20 protein-coding genes are annotated in these 17,586 nt (G+C 72.6%); 9 read left to right on the forward strand and 11 right to left on the reverse strand.

The genetic code is table 11. The features are described 5' to 3' along the window. Window positions 1-32: 32 nt before the first annotated feature. The 4 genes from HT134_RS16400 to HT134_RS16415 all read right to left on the reverse strand — a co-directional run bounded on the left by HT134_RS16400 (window position 33) and on the right by HT134_RS16415 (window position 3,777). Window positions 33-1,145, reverse strand: a complete 1,113-nt coding sequence (locus HT134_RS16400) for a glycerophosphodiester phosphodiesterase (RefSeq protein ID WP_246364507.1) — start codon at window positions 1,143-1,145, stop codon at window positions 33-35. Between the two features lie 49 nt (window positions 1,146-1,194). Next, window positions 1,195-1,827 (reverse strand): RodZ family helix-turn-helix domain-containing protein, encoded by a 633-nt coding sequence (locus HT134_RS16405; RefSeq protein WP_175601255.1) that lies wholly within the window; start codon window positions 1,825-1,827, stop codon window positions 1,195-1,197. Between the two features lie 81 nt (window positions 1,828-1,908). After that, window positions 1,909-3,063, reverse strand: a complete 1,155-nt coding sequence (locus HT134_RS16410; protein WP_175601256.1) for an RtcB family protein — start codon at window positions 3,061-3,063, stop codon at window positions 1,909-1,911. 72 nt (window positions 3,064-3,135) lie between these two features. After that, window positions 3,136-3,777: a GNAT family N-acetyltransferase gene (locus tag HT134_RS16415; protein WP_175601257.1), complete on the reverse strand. Its 642-nt coding sequence runs from the start codon at window positions 3,775-3,777 to the stop codon at window positions 3,136-3,138. Between the two features lie 217 nt (window positions 3,778-3,994). Between HT134_RS16415 and moaA the strand changes: the two genes are divergently transcribed. Then, entirely contained in the window at window positions 3,995-4,984 is a 990-nt protein-coding gene (moaA, locus tag HT134_RS16420) for a GTP 3',8-cyclase MoaA (RefSeq protein WP_175601258.1), read from the forward strand. Between the two features lie 24 nt (window positions 4,985-5,008). On the opposite strand, the gene HT134_RS16425 is transcribed toward moaA, so the two are convergent. Together HT134_RS16425 and HT134_RS16430 are read right to left on the reverse strand one after the other, a co-directional pair. Continuing rightward, on the reverse strand, window positions 5,009-5,620 hold the full coding sequence (locus HT134_RS16425; protein ID WP_175601259.1) for a LysE family translocator: 612 nt from the start codon (window positions 5,618-5,620) through the stop codon (window positions 5,009-5,011). A 4-nt stretch (window positions 5,621-5,624) separates the two neighbouring features. Next, window positions 5,625-6,560: a proline dehydrogenase family protein gene (locus HT134_RS16430; protein ID WP_175601260.1), complete on the reverse strand. Its 936-nt coding sequence runs from the start codon at window positions 6,558-6,560 to the stop codon at window positions 5,625-5,627. Window positions 6,561-6,728: 168 nt separating this feature from the next. Here HT134_RS16430 and mobA point away from each other — a divergent pair, with 168 nt between their 5' ends. Both mobA and HT134_RS16440 read left to right on the forward strand, forming a co-directional pair. Next, on the forward strand, window positions 6,729-7,505 hold the full coding sequence (mobA, locus tag HT134_RS16435; protein ID WP_175601261.1) for a molybdenum cofactor guanylyltransferase: 777 nt from the start codon (window positions 6,729-6,731) through the stop codon (window positions 7,503-7,505). Between the two features lie 55 nt (window positions 7,506-7,560). Beyond that, the gene (locus HT134_RS16440) at window positions 7,561-7,818 is read left to right on the forward strand and encodes a DUF6457 domain-containing protein (RefSeq protein WP_175601262.1); all 258 of its coding nucleotides are present in this window, start codon (window positions 7,561-7,563) and stop codon (window positions 7,816-7,818) included. A 314-nt stretch (window positions 7,819-8,132) separates the two neighbouring features. Here HT134_RS16440 and HT134_RS16445 read toward each other — a convergent pair whose 3' ends face one another. Continuing rightward, window positions 8,133-8,447 carry a DUF3099 domain-containing protein gene (locus tag HT134_RS16445; RefSeq protein ID WP_175601263.1) on the reverse strand — a complete coding sequence of 105 codons (315 nt, stop codon included), beginning with the start codon at window positions 8,445-8,447 and terminating at the stop codon, window positions 8,133-8,135. 110 nt (window positions 8,448-8,557) lie between these two features. On the opposite strand from HT134_RS16445, the gene HT134_RS16450 reads away from it, so the two are divergent. After that, window positions 8,558-8,770, forward strand: a complete 213-nt coding sequence (locus HT134_RS16450; protein WP_175589573.1) for a dodecin — start codon at window positions 8,558-8,560, stop codon at window positions 8,768-8,770. A gap of 159 nt (window positions 8,771-8,929) precedes the next feature. Here HT134_RS16450 and HT134_RS16455 read toward each other — a convergent pair whose 3' ends face one another. Together HT134_RS16455 and HT134_RS16460 are read right to left on the reverse strand one after the other, a co-directional pair. Next, window positions 8,930-10,285, reverse strand: coding sequence for a metallopeptidase TldD-related protein (locus HT134_RS16455; protein WP_175601673.1), 1,356 nt, complete (start codon window positions 10,283-10,285; stop codon window positions 8,930-8,932). A 32-nt stretch (window positions 10,286-10,317) separates the two neighbouring features. Further along, window positions 10,318-11,814, reverse strand: a complete 1,497-nt coding sequence (locus tag HT134_RS16460) for a TldD/PmbA family protein (RefSeq protein WP_175601264.1) — start codon at window positions 11,812-11,814, stop codon at window positions 10,318-10,320. 77 nt (window positions 11,815-11,891) lie between these two features. On the opposite strand from HT134_RS16460, the gene fabG reads away from it, so the two are divergent. After that, window positions 11,892-12,587 carry a 3-oxoacyl-ACP reductase FabG gene (gene fabG / locus HT134_RS16465; protein ID WP_175601265.1) on the forward strand — a complete coding sequence of 232 codons (696 nt, stop codon included), beginning with the start codon at window positions 11,892-11,894 and terminating at the stop codon, window positions 12,585-12,587. A gap of 1 nt (window position 12,588) precedes the next feature. Further along, the gene (gene fabI / locus HT134_RS16470) at window positions 12,589-13,353 is read left to right on the forward strand and encodes an enoyl-ACP reductase FabI (RefSeq protein WP_175601266.1); all 765 of its coding nucleotides are present in this window, start codon (window positions 12,589-12,591) and stop codon (window positions 13,351-13,353) included. Between the two features lie 103 nt (window positions 13,354-13,456). Here the strand turns inward: fabI and HT134_RS16475 are convergent, their stop codons facing one another. Both HT134_RS16475 and HT134_RS16480 read right to left on the reverse strand, forming a co-directional pair. Then, entirely contained in the window at window positions 13,457-14,359 is a 903-nt protein-coding gene (locus HT134_RS16475; RefSeq protein ID WP_175601267.1) for a hypothetical protein, read from the reverse strand. A gap of 192 nt (window positions 14,360-14,551) precedes the next feature. Further along, a complete protein-coding gene (locus HT134_RS16480; RefSeq protein WP_175601268.1) occupies window positions 14,552-15,499 on the reverse strand; it encodes an aldo/keto reductase in 948 nt (315 codons plus the stop codon). A 64-nt stretch (window positions 15,500-15,563) separates the two neighbouring features. Between HT134_RS16480 and HT134_RS16485 the strand changes: the two genes are divergently transcribed. From HT134_RS16485 to HT134_RS16495, 3 genes are read left to right on the forward strand one after another with little or no spacing between them, the layout of a single operon-like run. After that, window positions 15,564-16,250, forward strand: coding sequence for a histidine phosphatase family protein (locus HT134_RS16485; protein WP_175601269.1), 687 nt, complete (start codon window positions 15,564-15,566; stop codon window positions 16,248-16,250). Window positions 16,251-16,259: 9 nt separating this feature from the next. Continuing rightward, the gene (locus HT134_RS16490; protein WP_175601270.1) at window positions 16,260-16,808 is read left to right on the forward strand and encodes an Rv2134c family protein; all 549 of its coding nucleotides are present in this window, start codon (window positions 16,260-16,262) and stop codon (window positions 16,806-16,808) included. Continuing rightward, window positions 16,805-17,569, forward strand: coding sequence for an Rv2133c family protein (locus HT134_RS16495; protein WP_175601271.1), 765 nt, complete (start codon window positions 16,805-16,807; stop codon window positions 17,567-17,569). Before HT134_RS16490 ends, HT134_RS16495 begins: the two co-directional genes overlap by 4 nt. Window positions 17,570-17,586: the final 17 nt, after the last annotated feature.

Below are 17,586 nucleotides of genomic sequence, written 5' to 3' on the forward strand. Positions count from 1 at the left end.
ATCGGACTCCCCGCGCGGGCGGGCCCTCGCGGTCAGGCTCCCGCGCGGGCGGCACGCCGGGCGACGACCGCCCGGCCCATGCCCGGGTCGTCGCAGAACGCCCCGTCCACGCCGAGGTCCAGCAGCCGGTCCAGCCAGCCCATGACGTCACCCGTGGCCCGCGGGTACACCGGGCTCGCCGGGTCGCCCAGCCGGTGGTCGGCCGGGAGCTGGGAGTTCTCGTTGCGCACGGTCCAGACGTGCACCTCCAGGCGCCTGCGGTGCGCGTCGGCCACCAGCGTGGTGGGCTCCAGCAGCCTGCCGTCCGGGCCGGTCGGCACCACGCGCCGGGTGTCCACGCCGATGCCGTCCGCGTACGACGCCACCTCGCGCAGCCCCTCCGGCTTCACCATGTCGTCGTAGGTGCGCGGGTCGCCCGCGGCCACCCAGTCGTAGGGCGCGCCGCCCCACGTGACGAGCTGGATGAGCGGCAGCCGGGTCTTCGAGTGCAGCTCACGCAGGTTGGCCGTCTCGAACGACTGGATGAACACCTTCCGCACCTTGTGCGCGTTCAGCACCTCCAGCAGCGGCTCCTCCAGCGACAGGCCGACCGAGTCGAAGTAGGTCGGGTGCTTGGTCTCCGGGTAGACGCCCACGCCGTGCCGCTCGGCCAGCCGCACGACCTCCTCGAACGTCGGGATCTCCGCCAGCCCGTCGAAGGCCGTGTTGCCCGGCCGCAGCTCCGGCACGCGCTCCCTGGCCCGCAGCGTCTTCAGCTCGGCCAGCGTGAAGTCCTCGGTGAACCAGCCGGTCACCGGCCGGCCGTCGATCGTCTTGGTCGTGCGCCGCCCGGCGAACTCCGGCCGCGAGGCCACGTCGGTGGTGCCGGAGATCTCGTTCTCGTGCCGGGCCACCAGCACGTGGTCCTTGGTGGAGACCAGGTCGGGCTCGATGTAGTCGGCGCCCAGGGCGATGGCCGCCTCGTACGACAGGAGCGTGTGCTCGGGCCGGTGGGCGCTGGCGCCACGGTGTCCGATCACGACGGGGGAGTGGCCGCGGCCGGCGGCCGCGGCGGGGTCGGGTTGTGTGAGCACGACGGCGACCGTACCGCCGAGGCCGCCCATGAGGAGGGCCAGCGCGCCCGCGACCCATCTGCGCGTCATCATGCGGCGAACGCTAGAGCGGCCGGGTGGCCTGGCGGTTACGCCCGGATGGTCACGGGGTGGCGGTGGGCGACGGGCTCACTGTGGCGTTCGGGGCGGAGCCGGACGGCGCGGGAGAACCGCCGGGGCTGGGGGCGCCGCTCGGGTTGGCCGGCGCCCCGCTCGGGTTGGCCGGGGCTCCACTCGGGTTGGCCGGGGCTCCGCTCGGGTTGAGCGAGGCGAACACGCCCGTCCTGGCCACGACCGGCACGATGAGCCGCATGTCGTTCGGCCCGGCGGTGAAGCTGAACGTCATCGGCACCGAGCCCGTGTCGGCCACGCCGGTGACGGTGCCGATCGGCCGGTCGGTGCCCACGATGCCCCCGGGCGGCACCTCGACGGGGCCGGCGAGCTGGACCTGTCCGCCCTTGGCGAGCGTGATCCGCTCCAGGCGCACCGGCTGGGCTCGCTCGTTGATGAGGACCGCGTACAGCGGCAGCCCGGCGGCCGGCGTCTCCGACCGGCCCGTGAGTGAGGCGCCGAGGAGGAACGAGTTGCGCACGTACACGCCCTTGGCGCCGGCGTTGGCCCCGTCGTTCTGGGGGGTGAAGATGCGGGAGACGTCCTCGGAGCTGTACGTCAGGCCGGCGCACCCCGCGCTCGCGAGCACCAGCGCGACGGCGCAGACGGCGGCGGGACGGCGCATGGCGGGTCCTTTCTCGACTCCTGTCCGACGCCCCATCCGTTACCCGCTGCGACCAGGCCAAACACCTCACATCACCGCGGGTCAGCCCTTGTAGTTGAAAACCTGGCGGAGCGTGTGGCGCACCTCGACGAGGTCCCGCTGGTCGGCCATGACCTGGTCGATCGGCTTGTACGCCTCCGGGTGCTCGTCCACCAGGGCGGCCGCCCGGTCGGCGTTCCAGGTGCGGCCGCGCATCGCCTCGGCCAGCGAGCCGGCGCTGAGCTGCTTCCTGGCCTTGTTGCGCGACATGCGGCGTCCCGCGCCGTGGGAGCACGAGTGGTACGCGTCGGGGTTGCCGAGCCCGCGCACGATGTACGACCGCGTGCCCATCGACCCCGGGATCACGCCCTCGTCGCCGGTGGCGGCCTTGATGGCGCCCTTGCGGGTGATCCACAGCTCCTTGCCGCCGTGGCTCTCGAGCTGGGTGAAGTTGTGGTGGCAGTTGATCACGCGCACCCGCTCGCCCTTGCCGACGATCCGGAACAGGGCGTCCACCAGCACCTGGTCCATCCGGGCGCGCGAGGCCATGGCGTAGCGCTGCGCCCACAGCATGTCGGCGACGTACGCCTCGAACTCCGGCGTGCCCTGCGTGAAGTAGGCCAGGTCGGGGTCCTCCAGGCTCAGCTCCTGGCGCTCCATCAGGCCCTTGGCGCCGGTGATGTGCTTGGTCGCGAGCTGGTTGCCGATGCCGCGCGAGCCCGAGTGGAGCACCGTCCACACCCGCTCGCGCTCGTCCAGGCACACCTCGACGAAGTGGTTGCCCGAGCCGAGCGTGCCGAACTGGACGGCCACCGTCCGCTCCTGCTTGGCCGTCAGCTCGGTGCGCGGCAGCCCGAGGCCGCCCAGCGCGCGGTCCAGGGACGGGTCGTCGTGACCCTTGCCGACGCCGGCGGGGATGTGCCGCTCGACCAGCGGCATGAGGGCGTCGAGGGTGTCGGGCAGGTCGGCGGCGGTGAGGGTCGTCTCGGTGGCGACCATGCCGCAGCCGATGTCCACGCCCACCGCCGCCGGGATGATCGCGTCCTCGGTCGGGATGACCGAGCCGACCGTGGCGCCGATGCCGACGTGCGCGTCGGGCATGAGCGCGACGTGGCCGGCGACGAACGGAAGGCGCGCGGTGCGGGCGGCCTGCGCGATCGCGGCGTCGTCGATCTCGCTGGCCCACGAGAGCACGTCGGGTGCGGGCTGGTTCGGCATGACAGACATCTCCTTGGCTCGTCCGTGCCCCAGTGTGCCGCGATCATGACCGCGAGCCCCACCGGTTTTCCGCTACGCGGCCCGGACGGCGCCGACCAGCGGCAGGCACGGCTCCAGCCCGTCGACGCGGTAGCCGGACGGCGTGCTCCAGTGCTCGCGGTCGAGCCGCAGCCGCTGCTGCACCGCCAGCTCCCCCCGCCGGCTGTGGCGCGCCAGGCCGTCGTCCCGGTAGCCGAGCCGGCGGGAGCCGCCCAGCGACCGGCGGTTGTCGAGGAACGCCTCCGAGACCGCGCTCTCGGCGCCCAGCCCGTCGAAGGCCAGGTGCAGCACCGCCCGGCGCATCTCGGTGCCGATGCCCTGGCCCTGGTGGCGCAGCCCGAGCCACGAGCCCGTCCGCACCTCGCGCGTGACCGCGAAGTCCGCGGCCTCCAGCTCCTGCACGCCCACGACCCGCCCCTCGAACACCGTCACCAGGGGGCAGCTCCAGGACTCCGGCGTCCAGGCGGCCCAGCGCCCGAGGACGTAGCGCACGGTGCCGCGGGCCCGCTCCTCCGGGGAGGCGTCCGTCCAGGGCTGGAAGAACGGCATCTCCGCCGGGTCGTGGACGCCTTCGGCGGCGCGCTCGGCCAGCTCGTCCAGGTCGGCGAGCGAGGGCGTCCTCAGCTCCAGCCGGGGCGTGCTGATGGACAGGGAGAGGACCGGCCAGTGTCGCATGCCCGGATCATGGCAGGTCGTCACCGGTGCCCGGCAACGGATTTTCCCGGGTCCGGAAAGCGGGGAATCGGTGGCGCCGCGTGGCTGTTGTGGTGGGATGCGGCACGATATGACCATGCGGTTCGGCACGACGGCGGGCCCGGGCCGTAGGCTTGCCGTCCGGAGATCCGGGCAGCCCGTGATCCGACAGCCGGTGATCTGACAGGAGGTGACGCCCATGTTGCGAGACTCGTTCGGACGGGTGGCGACGGATCTGCGGGTGTCCCTCACCGACAAGTGCAACCTGCGCTGCACGTACTGCATGCCGCCCGAGGGGCTCGACTGGCTGCCCAACGCCCAGCTCCTCACCGCCGACGAGATCGTCCGGCTGGTCACGATCGGCGTCGAGCGGCTCGGCGTCACCGAGGTCCGCTACACCGGGGGCGAGCCGCTGCTGCGCCGCGAACTGGTGGACATCGTCGCCCGCACCGCCGCGCTGACCCCGCGCCCGCAGGTGTCCCTGACGACCAACGGCATCGGCCTGGCCCGGCTGGCCCGGCCGCTGGCCGAGGCGGGGCTCGACCGGGTCAACGTCTCGCTCGACACGCTCGACCGCGAGGTGTTCAAGCGGCTGGCGCACCGCGACCGGTTCACCGACGTGATCGAGGGCCTGGCCGCCGCCCACGACGCCGGCCTGCGCCCCGTCAAGATCAACACGGTGCTCATGCGCGACGTCAACGACCACGAGGCCGTGCCGCTGCTGCGCTTCTGCCTCGACCAGGGGTACGAGCTGCGCTTCATCGAGCAGATGCCGCTCGACGCCCAGCACGGCTGGAGCCGCGAGAACATGGTGACCGCCGACGAGATCCTCCAGCTGCTGTCGGGCTCGTTCGACCTGAGCCCCGACGACCTGGAGGAGCGCGGCAGCGCCCCGGCCGAGCGGTTCCTCGTGGACGGCGGACCGGCCCGGGTGGGCGTGATCGGCTCGGTGACCCGGCCGTTCTGCGGCGCGTGCGACCGCGTCCGGCTCACCGCCGACGGCCAGGTGCGCAACTGCCTGTTCGCGACGGAGGAGTCCGACCTCAAGACGCCGATGCGGGACGGCGCCACGGACGATGAGCTGGCCGCGCGCTGGATCGCCGCCGTGGCCCGCAAGCGCGCGGGACACGGCATCGACGACCCGTCGTTCCTGCAGCCGTCGCGCCCGATGTCGGCGATCGGCGGCTGAGACGCGCGGGGCCCGCGCCGGGGCTCAGTTCTCGGTGAGGGCCAGCTTCACGCCGAGCGCCACGAACGCCCCGGCGAAGACGCGGCGCATCCACGTCATCACCGCGGGCCGTGAGACGACCTGGCCGCGGATGGCCGCCGCGAACCACCCGTACCCGCAGAACGCCACGAACGTCACCAGCATGAACACCCCGCTCAGCTCCAGCATGCGGACGAGCGCGGCCGGCTCGTCCGCGCTCACGAACTGCGGCAGGAACGCGAAGAAGAAGATCGACAGCTTCGGGTTGAGCAGGTTGACCAGCACGCCGGAGGCGATGACCCGGCGGGCCGGGCGCGGGGCGGTGTCCGGCTCCACGCTGAGCGCCCCGCGCTCGCGCAGCGTCATGACCGCCATGAACAGCAGGTAGGCCACGCCCAGGTACTTCAGCACCTGGAAGGCGAGCGCGCTCGCGTGCAGGACGGCGGCCAGGCCGGTGATCGCCGCGGCCATGTGCGGCACGATCCCGAGGGTGCAGCCCAGCGCCGCGACCATGCCGGCCCGCCCGCCGCGGGCCAGGCCGGCGGCCATCGTGTAGAGCACGCCGGTGCCGGGCGTCACGACGATGACCAGGGTGGTGAGGAGGAACTCGGTGCTCATCGGCCTATGCCCGCCGGCCGGCGTCCGTCAGGGCCTGGAACAGGCGGGCCGGTTCTTCGGCGATGCGGTTCCAGACGTACAGCCACCACTGGGTGCCGAACACGATGTACTCCCTGACCGGGTGCCCGCGCTCCCGCATCGCCGCGAGCCGGTCGGTGCCGAGCCCCATCAGCATCTCGACCTCGTACGCGCCGGAGTCCGGCCGCATGCGCGGTTGCAGCTCGGTCAGCAGGTCGAGGTCGTGCGTGGCGATCGAGCAGAGGTGGCCGCGCTCCAGGAGGAGGGTCGCGCAGGCGAGGTAGGCGGCCCGCAGCTCGCGGCTGCCGCGGGGGTGGGCGACGGACTCCGGTTCGAGGTAGGAGCCCTTGGTCAGGCGGATGCGTCCGGGCCGCAGCAGCAGGCGGGGCAGGTCCTCGGCCGTCCGGTGCAGGCGGGCCTGGACGGTGACGCCGACGTGGCCGAAACGCTCGCAGAGGCGTTCGTGGGTCCACAGGATCAGGTCGGTGCGATCGGAGCCCTCCATCGAGATCATCATCTCCTGGCCCGCGGCGGCGGTCGCCTCGGCCAGCCGGGTGGCGTTGGCCAGCCCCAGCTCGCGGTCCACCAGCGAGCCGAGGTGGGACAGGTCGAAGGACAACGAGCAGTTCGTCCGGCGGGCCGCGGCCTGTCGTGACAGGTCCAGGAACACCTCGGTCTCGGCCGTGGCCAGGCCGGCGTCCCGGCAGCTCTCACCCATGTAGTCCAGGGAGACGGGTGTGCCCTCCGCGTTGAGGAGGGCGGCACGGGTGAGTGCCTCGTCGAGGGTCCGGCCGCCGACGTACCGTTCGGCGACCCGCCAGGCCAGCTCGCGCAGCACGGGGTCCGCGGCGACCTTGTCCTTGAGGTCCTCGTCGAGGGCCAGGGCCCGCATCGTCTGGGCGGCCTGCTCCATCAGCGTCATCGTCGTCCTTTCGTCGTGGGCGTGGAATCTATCACCAATGAACATTTTTTTAGAAGCCCGTTGACGGTGATGCGAGCGGCCGGCTCGGCCGGCGGGACCGAGGGGATGGTCGTCGTGCGGGAAGGGGGCGGCGGTGCCTACGGTCGCTGCGGTGCGTACGGTGAGGGCATGGATGCTGGGTACGACGCGGTGGTGCTGGCCGGGGGAGAGGCGCGGCGGCTCGGCGGGGCGGACAAGCCGGGACTCGTCGTGGGCGGGCGGACGCTGCTGGAGCGGGTCGCCGGAGCCGTCTCCGGCGCCGGGCGCGTGGTGGTGGTCGGGCCCGCCCGCGACCTTCCCGGCGTGGTCTTCACGCAGGAGGACCCGCCGGGCGGCGGGCCGGTGCCCGCGCTGCGCGCCGGGCTGCGCGAGGTCACGGCGCCGAGGGTCGTCCTGCTGGCCGCCGACCTCCCCTTCCTGACCCCGCCGCACATCTCCGCCCTCCTCGCTGCCGCAGACGCCCCTGACGCGCCCGCTCCGGCCGCGCGGCGCGACGCCGATCCCCACGCCGCCCCCCGGGCGCTCCCAGAAGGGTCTGTGGCCGCGCGACGGGTCCACCCCGCACAAGGGTCCACCCCCACCGCGTCAGGCGATCACGGGGCGGCTCCGGAGCGCGGTGAAGGCGTCCTGGGGCGTCGCGCCGGGGTGGTGGCGGTCGACGGTGACGGACGCGAGCAGTGGCTGCTGGGCGTCTGGGACACCGGGGCGCTGCGCGAGGCGCTCGGACGGTACGGCGGGCGGTCCCTGCGCGGCGTGCTGGCCCCCCTCGTCGCCGCGCGCGTCAGGTTGCCCGGACGGGCCTGGTTCGACTGCGACACAATGGACGACCTGTACCAAGCCCGCCTCGGTGACACGACCCGTGTCCCCTTCCCGACGACAGGAGGAGGCGCGCCGCCCGGCCCGTGACGGCACCGAAGCGTCCCGACGCGCCGTCAGGAACGGAAGGCCGCGCCGCACACCCATGAACGTGCTGAACGAGTGGACCGCGCTGGCCTGCAAGGAGCTCGGCGTCGACCCGGCTCGCGTCGACCGCGACCTGATCCTGGAGCTCACCAAGGAGGTGGCGCACGGCGTGGCCCGCCCGGCGGCGCCGCTGACCGCCTACCTGCTCGGGCTCGCGCAGGGCGCCGGCACCGCGCCCGAGGACGCCGTCGCGCGCCTCACCGTCCTCGCCCGCAACTGGGGGCAGGCCACGGCGCAGACGCTGACGGGCGACTGAGACTCCAGCGAACTCTTCTTGTCAAGCGCTGCGCGAACCTGAAAGTTTCCTGGCAATTCCGCACGCTTCGAAGCGAAAACGGTTTCGGGAAAGGGGCCCTATCACACGATCGAGGGCGTCGCCGGATTGATCATCTACGGCGAGGATTCCCCCGGAAAAGGGCGACGCCGGGTGGTTACGGGGGCAAACCACCCGGCGTCGCTTCATCGGCGTTCCGACGGGGGCCCGGAACGCCGGCACCAGCACTCCGACGGGGGACCGGAGTGCTTGGCTAAAGCGTACACCTACAACCCATGGGATGCGTCAAGACTTAGTCACGACCCGATCTCGCGTCGGTGCCTTGGTATCTCGCTTTGGTTAGCTTCCGGTGTCTGAAAGGTGGGAGGAGGGACATCCATCCCCCTCTCATTGGCCCCGATTACGGCTATGTATGGCAAAAAGACTGCGCCCGCGATGAACAGCAGCCGGTACGGCCACGGCACGGGCACCACCACGGCCAGGATCAGGCAGATCGTGCGGATACCCATCTTGATCAGGTAGCTCACCTCGCGGCGCTGGATGTCCGCGCTCAACGAGGGTCTGGCGTCCGTCACCTGATGGACGTCGGGCTTCTTACGCCAGCGCTTCATATCTCCCACCGTAGACCTCGGAGGAGCGCCGGGCGACGGCCGCCCGGCCCTGGACGGCCGGTCATGCGATCATGGCTTTCGAGTAAGGAGGATGTGGAGAGGATGTGGAGATGACGGATCGAACGTACCGGGTGACCGAGATAGTCGGGACCTCGGCCGAGAGCGTTGACCAGGCCATCCGCAACGGCATCCGGCGCGCCTCGCAGACGCTGCGGCACCTCGACTGGTTCGAGGTGACGGAGGTGCGGGGGCACATCGAAGGGGGAGAGGTCGCCCACTACCAGGTGGGCATGAAGGTGGGCTTCCGCCTGGAAGACGCCTGACGCCCGTCAACCGACGCCCGTCGCCAAAGGCCCGTCGCCCGTCGCCCGTCGTCCGCCCGTCGCCCGCCGGCGAGAGGCGGGCGCGGGCCGGGACCGCCGGTGGCCGGTGCGGGACCCGCCCGGCCGTCCGGCGGCACGGTGGAAGTCAGCCGGCGAGCGTCAGCTCGCCTGGCTCACCGTCGACATGTTGAAGTCGGGCACCCGCACGGCCGGCATGACCGCCCGGGTCCAGTAGTCGTTCCACTCCCGGGGCAGCGTCTGCACGCTCGCGCCCACCTCCGACAGGCGGCCCAGCAGGTCGACCGGGCTCTCGTTGAACCGGAAGTTGTTGACCTCGCCCACGACCTCGCCGTCCTCGACGAGGTAGACGCCGTCCCGGGTCAGCCCCGTCACCAGCAGCGTCTGCGGATCGACCTCGCGGATGTACCACAGGCAGGTCAGCAGCAGCCCGCGCCCCGTCGAGGCGATCATGTCGTCCAGGGACGCGCCGCCCTCGCCGCAGGTCATGAGCAGGTTGTCGATGGCCGGGGTCACCGGCATACCGCTGAGCCCGGCGGAGTGGCGGGTCTGCTGCAGCGCCTCCAGCCGCCCGTCCCTCACCCACGCGGTCGGCTCCAGCGGCAGGCCGTTGTCGAACACCGACGAGTCGCGGCTGGACGCGTGCGCCACGACGAACGGCGCGCACTCCAGCCCCGGCGCCGACGGGTCGCCGGCCAGCGTGACCGGCAGCTCCGCCAGCCGCTCGCCGACCCGGGTGCCGCCGCCCGGCTTGGAGAACACCGAGCGTCCGTCGAGCGCGTCCCTGACGCCCGTCGACCAGTACAGGTAGATCATCAGGTCGGACACCGCGCTCGGCGGCAGGATCGTCTCGTAGCGGCCGGCCGGCAGGTCGATCCGGTTCTTGGCCCATTCGAGCCGCCGGGCCAGCGACGAGTCCAGGCCCGTCACGTCCACGTCGGAGAAGTCGCGCGTGGCCACGCCGGTCCACGCCGACCGCTTCAGATCGGCCGACTTGGCGTTGAGCTCCAGCCGCCCGGACGGCTGGTCGTGGCGCAGCCGCAGGCCGGCCGACGTACCGAGGAACGTCGTCGTGCGGGTGTGCTCGGCGAAGCCGTACAGCTTCCTCCCGCCCGACTCGGCGGCGGCGAACGCCTCGCCCAGCGCGGGCGCGAAGCCCTCGAAGACGCCGATGTCCGTCGGCGTCACCGGATCGGCCCAGGACGGGCTGGCCGGCACGCCCTCGACGAGCGGCCGGGCGTCCTCGGCCGGCTGCGCCTCGCGCGCCGCCCGGTCGGCCGCCTCCACCACGTCGGCGAGCTGGTCGGGCCGTACGGCGGCGCGCGACACGACGCCGACGCCCTCGCCCACGATCGAGATGACGGTCAGCCGCGAGGAACGGGCGACGCCGTTGGTGGTGAGGGTGTTGCCGGCGAAACGCAGGTTGGCGGTGGAGCCCTCGTCGGCGAGCACCACGCAGCCGTCGCCCCGCGACAGCTGCAGCGCCCGCTCCACCATCTCCTGCGGCGAACCGCCGGTGATGCGCTCGCTCACTTCTTCCCACCCTCCTGGACGGTGTTGAGGATCCGGACGCCCCGGAACAGCGCCGAGGGGCACCCGTGGCTGACCGGGGCGACCTGCCCCGGCTGGCCCTTGCCGCAGTTGAAGGCGCCGCCGAGCACGTACGTCTGGGGCCCGCCGACCGCCTCCATCGACCGCCAGAAGTCGGTCGTGGTCGCCTGGTAGGCGAAGTCGCGCACCTGGCCGGCCAGCCGGCCGTCGCTGATCAGGTACGCCCGCTGCCCGGTGAACTGGAAGTTGTAGCGCTGCATGTCGATGGACCAGCTCTTGTCGCCCACGATGTACAGGCCGCGCCGCACGCCCGCGATCAGCTCCTCGGTGGAGGGGCCGCCGGGCGCCGGGGCGAGCGAGACGTTGGCCATGCGCTGGATCGGCATGTGGCCGGGCGAGTCGGCGAACGCGCAGCCGTTGGAGCGGCCGAAGCCCTTCATCAGCGCCATGCGCCGGTCGAGCTGGTAGCCCACCAGGACGCCGTCGCGCACGATGTCGAACGACTGCCCCTCGACGCCCTCGTCGTCGTAGCCGATCGTGGCCAGGCCGTGCTCCACCGTGCGGTCACCCGTCACGTTCATGATCGGCGATCCGTACGTCAGCTCGCCGAGCTTGTCGAACGTCGCGAAGCTGGTGCCCGCGTAGGCCGCCTCGTAGCCGAGCGCCCGGTCCAGCTCCGTGGCGTGGCCGATCGACTCGTGGATGGTCAGCCACAGGTTGGACGGGTCGATCACCAGGTCGTACTCGCCCGGCTCGACCGAGGGCGCGGCCAGCTTCTCGGCCAGCAGCTCGGGGATGCGGGCCAGCTCGGCCGCCCAGTCCCAGCCGGTGCCGGTCATGTACTCGTAGCCGCGGCCGGCGGGCGGGGCGATCGTCGACATGTCGTCGAAGCCGCCGTCGGAGGCCTTCATCGCGTTGAGGTGCGGATGGACGCGCACCCGCTGCTGCGTGGTGACCGTGCCGGCCGTGTCGGCGTAGAACTTCTGCTCCTTGACCTGGTACAGCCGGGCCGAGACGTGGTCGGCGCCCTTCAGCAGCCCCGCCGACCACTCGGCCAGCAGCGCGACCTTGTCGGCCGACGGCACCGTGAACGGGTCGATCTCGTAGGAGGAGACCCAGGTGACGTCGCGGTGCGCGGGCTCGGGGGCCAGCTCGATCGGCTCGCGGTTGATCGGCGCGCTCACCTCGGCCACGCGCACCGCCTGCTCGGCCACCGCCGCGGCCGCCTCCGGGGTGAGGAGGATGCCGGAGGCGAAGCCCCACGTGCCGCCCTTGACGACGCGCACGGCGTAGCCCAGGTCGTCGGCGTCCATCGCGCCCTCGAGCCTGGTGTCGTAGAGGCTCAGCGTCTCGGCCCTGACGCGTTCGAGCCGGAAGTCGGCGTGCTCGGCACCCAGGTCACGGGCGCGTTGCAGGGCGGCGTCCGCGAGCTGCCGTAGCGGCAGCTCCAGGAATTCGGGGTCCATCTGGCGCATGTCCACGATCCTAACCCTGTGATCTTGTCTGGCCCGGACAAGCGGATACCAGCCGGTAGGGGATAGCGTCAGGTCTCATGGCACGCTCTGTACTCGTCACCGGGGGCAATCGCGGCATCGGCCTTGCGATCGCCCGTGAACTAGCCGCGGCCGGCGACGCCGTCGCGGTCACCTACCGTTCGGGAGAGCCCCCGGAGGGGCTGTTCGGCGTCCGGTGCGACGTGACCAGCATGGACGACGTCGAGGCCGCCTTCGAGAAGGTGGAGGCCGAGCAGGGCCCGGTCGAGGTGCTGGTGGCCAACGCCGGCATCACCAAGGACACCCTGCTGGCGATGATGAAGGAGGACACCTTCACCGACGTCATCGACGCCAACCTCACCGGCGCCTACCGGGTCGCCAAGCGGGCCATCCGGCCGATGATGAAGCTCAAGCGCGGGCGCGTCATCCTCGTCTCCTCGGTCGTCGCCCTGCTCGGCTCCGCCGGCCAGACCAACTACGCCGCCTCCAAGGCCGGCCTCATCGGGTTCGGCCGGTCCATGGCCCGCGAGTACGGCTCGCGCGGCATCACGGTCAACGTGGTCGCGCCCGGCTTCGTCCAGACCGACATGACCGCCGGCCTCGACGAGGAGGCCATCATCAAGAACATCCCGCTGGGGCGGCAGGCGTCGCCGGGCGAGGTGGCGCGCGTCGTCCGCTTCCTGGCCAGTGACGACGCCTCCTACATCACCGGGGCCGTGATCCCGGTCGACGGCGGACTCGGAATGGGGCACTGACGTGGGCATTCTCGAAGGCAAGCGGATCCTCGTGACGGGCGTGCTGACCGACGCCTCCATCGCGTTCTCGGTCGCCAAGCTCGCCCAGGAGGAGGGCGCCAGCGTGGTGCTCACCGGCTTCGGCCGGCTCAGCCTGGTCGAGCGCATCGCCAGGCGGCTGCCGGAGCCCGCCCCGGTGCTGGAGCTCGACGTGCAGAACACCGAGCACCTCGACACGCTGGCGGCCCGGGTCGGCGAGCACGTCGACGGCCTCGACGGGGTGGTCCACTCCATCGGCTTCGCCCCGCAGACCGCGCTCGGCGGCAACTTCCTCAACACCACGTGGGAGGACGTCTCGACCGCCCTGCACGTGTCCACGTACTCCTTCAAGTCGCTCGCGGTCGCCTGCCTGCCGCTGATGAAGGAGGGCGGCGCGGTCGTGGGCCTCGACTTCGACGCCACCAAGGCGTGGCCGGTCTACGACTGGATGGGCGTGGCCAAGGCCGGCCTGGAGTCCGCCTCCCGCTACCTCGCCCGCGACCTGGGCAAGCAGGGCATCCGGGTCAACCTCGTCGCGGCCGGTCCGCTGCGCACGATGGCGGCCAAGTCGATCCCCGGCTTCAAGGAGTTCGAGGACAGCTGGCCGGAGAAGGCGCCGCTCGGCTGGGACCTGTCCGACACGGTGCCGGCCGCCAAGGCGTGCGTCGCGCTGATGTCCGACTGGTTCCCGGCGACGACGGGCGAGATCGTCCACGTCGACGGCGGGGTCCACGCGATCGGCGCCTGACGCCTCGCCATCCCGCTCCACGCCCGGCCCGCTGACCGCAGCGCGGCCGGGCTCGGCGTTTCCAGGGCCCGGCTTGCGCGGGAGACGGCTCAGACCAGACGGTTCAGGCGAGGCGGTGGCGGCCGTTGGCGGCCGTCGAGGGCTCGAACGGGATCGAGTCGCCCTGCTCCGACCGGTGCCGCCGCTGCTGCACCACCCGCGTCGCCGCCACCGCCGACAGCAGCAGCAGGACCGTCAACGCCGTCCCCAGCACGTCGGAGGCGGGGGCGCTCGGCCGTACGAGCTGCTGGTCGTGCAGCGGCGCCGTCAGGTCGCGCACGAGGGGGTGCGGCCAGAGCAGGTCGATGCGCGGCTCCTCCGGGTCGGCCTCCGGCTCCTCTCCGATCCGCTCCTCCTTGGTGTCCAGGAGGTACGGCTGGCTGTCCGGCTGCGTGGCGGGGCGGGTCGGCACGGCCGTGGGCGCGGTCGTGGGGCGCGTGTCGTCGTCCTTGCGCTGCCGGGCCGCGTCGGAGCGGGTGGGCTGACCGGGCTGGGCCGTGCGCCGCTGCGCGGGCGACAGGGCGGTGGCGCTCGGGCCGGGCGTCGCGCCGTCGTCGCGGACGCTCTGGTCGTCGCAGGCCAGCACCGGCAGGCACACGTCGCCCAGCGTCCTGGGCAGCAGGGTGCCGGCGGTGGTCGGCGCGGGGCCCGGCTCGCTCTTCCTGCCCAGGTCGGCCCTGGTCGTGGGCACGACCTCGCCCACGGTGCCGAGCACCTTGCCCGTGGTGTCGTCCACCTTGTCGGTCAGGCCCTTGGCCTTGCCGCCGGTCACGTTGCCGACGGTGTCGGTGACCTTGCCGACCGTGTCGCAGACCGTGCCCGTCACGCCGCCGAGTAAGCCGCCCCCCTTGGGACAGTCGTCCGCCTCGGCCGGCCCGGCGACGGGCACGACGAGGGCCACGGTGACCGCGCTCGCCGCCAGTGCCGTCGCCAGGACGCCGGCCGACCTCGCGGTCCTGCTCCCCATCGGTTCGTCCCCTCCCGCATCGCCTTGGATGAAATCTTTACGGACATCGCCGCCGAGACGCAGGTGTTTACCGCCAAAGTTGCGATTCGGTATCGAGTAGTGATACGCGAGCCCGAATCCGGTTCTCCTGGGCGGTTCCGCGCCCGCGCCGGCCCGGGATCTCGTGCTCCCCGGCGGCGCGTCACGGGCGCGTCAGTCCGGGGAGGACACGTCGTCCAGGGCCTCGCGGATCTCCCGGGGCAGCACGACCTCCTCGGCGGCCAGGATGCCCGCGAGCTGCGCCCGCGTGCGGGCCCCCACGATGGCCGAGGCCACCCCCGGCTGGTCGCGCACCCACGACAGCGCCACCGCCAGCGGCGAGACGCCGAGCCCGTCGGCGGCCGTCATCACCGACTCCACCACCGACCGGCTGCGATCGTCGAGGTAGGGCCGGACGAAGTCGGCGAAGTGCGGCGTGGCGGCCCGCGAGTCGGCCGGGATGCCGGTGCGGTACTTGCCGGTCAGCACCCCCCGCCCCAGCGGCGACCAGGCCAGCACCCCGGCCCCCACGTGCTCGGCGGCCGGCAGCAGCTCCCGCTCGGGCTCACGCGCCAGCAGGGAGTACTCGGCCTGGGCCGAGATGATCGGCACGCGGCCGGGCACGCAGCGCTGGGCGACGGCCGCGGCGGCGAGCTGCCAGCCGGCGTAGTCGCACACGCCCGCGTAGAGGGCCCGGCCGGAGGAGACGATCGCGTCGAGCGCGGCCAGGGTCTCCTCCAGCGGCACCTCGTCGTCGTAGGTGTGCAGCTGCCACAGGTCGACGTGGTCGACGCCGAGGCGGGCCAGCGACTCGTCCACGGCGGCCACCAGATGGCGGCGGGAGGCGTCGCGGGGGCGGCGGCCGAGCGGCGTCACCACGGCCTTGGTCGAGATCACCAGCTCGGAGCGGGGCACCTGGTCGCGCAGCAGCCGGCCGAGCAGGCGCTCGGCGTCGCCGCCGGTGTAGACGTCGGCCGTGTCGACGAGCGTGCCCCCCGCGTCCACGAAGGTGCGAAGCTGCGCCGAGGCCTCGTCGGCGTCGGTGTCACGCCCCCAGGTCATCGTGCCGAGCCCCAGCCGGGACACCGACAGGCCGCTTCGGCCGACATAGCGCTGCTGCATGGTCCCGAAAGGGTACCGTCCGGGCCGCGGAAAAGCCGTGATCCACGCCTGCGACACTTGGGTCGTGACCACGCTGCTACTGGCCCGCCACGGCCTCACCGCCCTCACGGGGCCCGTCCTGGCCGGCCGTACACCGGGAGTGCATCTGAGCGAGGAGGGACGGCGGCAGGCCGGCGCGCTGGCCGCGCGCATCGCCGGCGTGCGGCTGGACGCGATCGTCTCCAGCCCGCTGGAGCGGTGCGTGGAGACTGCGGCGGCCGTCGCCGAGGGGCGGGGTACGGCGGTGAAGACCGACGAGCGGTTCGTGGAGTGCGGCTACGGCGACTGGACCGGCCGCCCGCTGGAGGAGCTGGCCAAGGAGCCGCTGTGGCGGGTCGTGCAGGCCCATCCGAGCGCCGCGGTCTTCCCCGGCGGCGAGCCGCTGGCGGACGTGCAGCACCGGGCGGTGGCGGCGGTCCGCGAGTGGAACGCCCGCGTGGGGGAGAAGGGTGTCTACCTCGTGTGCAGCCACGGCGACGTGATCAAGGCGATCGTGGCCGACGCGCTGGGCCTGCATCTTGACCAGTTTCAGCGGATAACGGCGGATCCTGCGGCGCTCACAGTGATTCGCTATGCCCCCTTGCGTCCCTTTCTCCTCAGGCTTAACGATATGGGGGAATTGCGGCTCCCCGAGGATTCGGAGGAGAAAGACGGGGGAGAAAACATCACCGGGAGCGATGCCGCCGTCGGCGGCGGACCCGGGACCACGTAAGGTCAGGCTATGCCGGTCTTCGACTACGACCCACCAGAGAGGTTCGTGGCCGGTGCCCTGGGGCAACCGGGCGCCCGAGCCTTCTTTCTGCAGGCCAGAGCCGAGGGCAGACTGACCACGGTCGCGCTGGAGAAGCTGCAGGTCGCCGCGCTCGCGGGCAGGCTCGACGAGCTGCTCGACGAAGTGCTGCGGCGCAGCGGGGGCACCGCCCACGTGCCGGCCCTGGCGCCCGCCGAGCTCTCCGACGACGCCCCCCTCGACGTCCCGCTGGCCGAGGACTTCCGGGTGGGCACCATGGCGCTCGCGTGGGACCCCGAGACCTCGCAGGTGGTGATCGAGGCTCAGGAGATGGTCGACGAGGAGGACCTCGACGCGCCCGAGCCCGCCGTCCTGCGGGTCCGCATCAGCGCCGGGGCCGCGCGGGCCTTCACCGCGCGGGCCCTGCGCCTCGTCGCCGCGGGCAGGCCACCCTGCCCCCTGTGCGGCCAGCCCCTCGACGCCGAGGGGCACATCTGCGTCCGGCTCAACGGCTACCGCGGGGGTGAGGCGGCTTCATGAGCGCCCCGGAGAGCGAGCCCGCCGTCAGGCACTCGCACACGCCGGTCATGGACGACGAGAGGGCGCTGAAGCTCCTCCGCGACGGGCGTCTGGACGTGGTGGGCCGCCTGGTCGAGGCGACCAACCTGACGCTCTACTGCTCCGTCACGCTCGCCGGGCGCACCGTCGCCTGCGTCTACAAGCCCGTACGCGGGGAGCGCCCGCTGTGGGACTTCCCCGACGGCACCCTGGCGGCCCGCGAGGTGGCGGCCTTCGAGGTGTCCCAGGCGACCGGCTGGCAGATCGTGCCCCCCACCGTCTACCGCGACGGCCCGTTCGGCCCCGGCATGTGCCAGCTGTGGATCGACACCGAGCGCGAGATCGACCTCATGCGGCTGGTGCGCAGCCGCAACCCGGTGGTGCGCCGCATGGCGGTCTTCGACGCGGTGGTCAACAACGCCGACCGCAAGGGCGGCCACCTGCTGCCGCTGCCCACCGGCCACGTGTACGGCGTCGACCACGGCGTCTGCTTCGCCGCCGAGGACAAACTGCGCACCGTGCTGTGGCAGTGGCGCGGCAAGCCGCTGGCCCGCGAGGCCGTCGCCGTGCTCGCCAAGCTGGAGCGCGAGCTGGAGTCGGGCGCGCTCGGGCGCAGGCTGCGCGAGCTGCTGACCCAGGCGGAGGTGGAGGCGACCTGGCAGCGGGTCAGGCGGCTGCTCGACACCGGCGTCCACCCGTCGCCGTCGGAGGACTGGCCCGCCATCCCCTGGCCGCCGATCTGAGGGCGTTGATTACGCTT

This window comes from Nonomuraea rhodomycinica, from assembly GCF_013363995.1.
Lineage (GTDB): Bacteria > Actinomycetota > Actinomycetes > Streptosporangiales > Streptosporangiaceae > Nonomuraea > Nonomuraea rhodomycinica.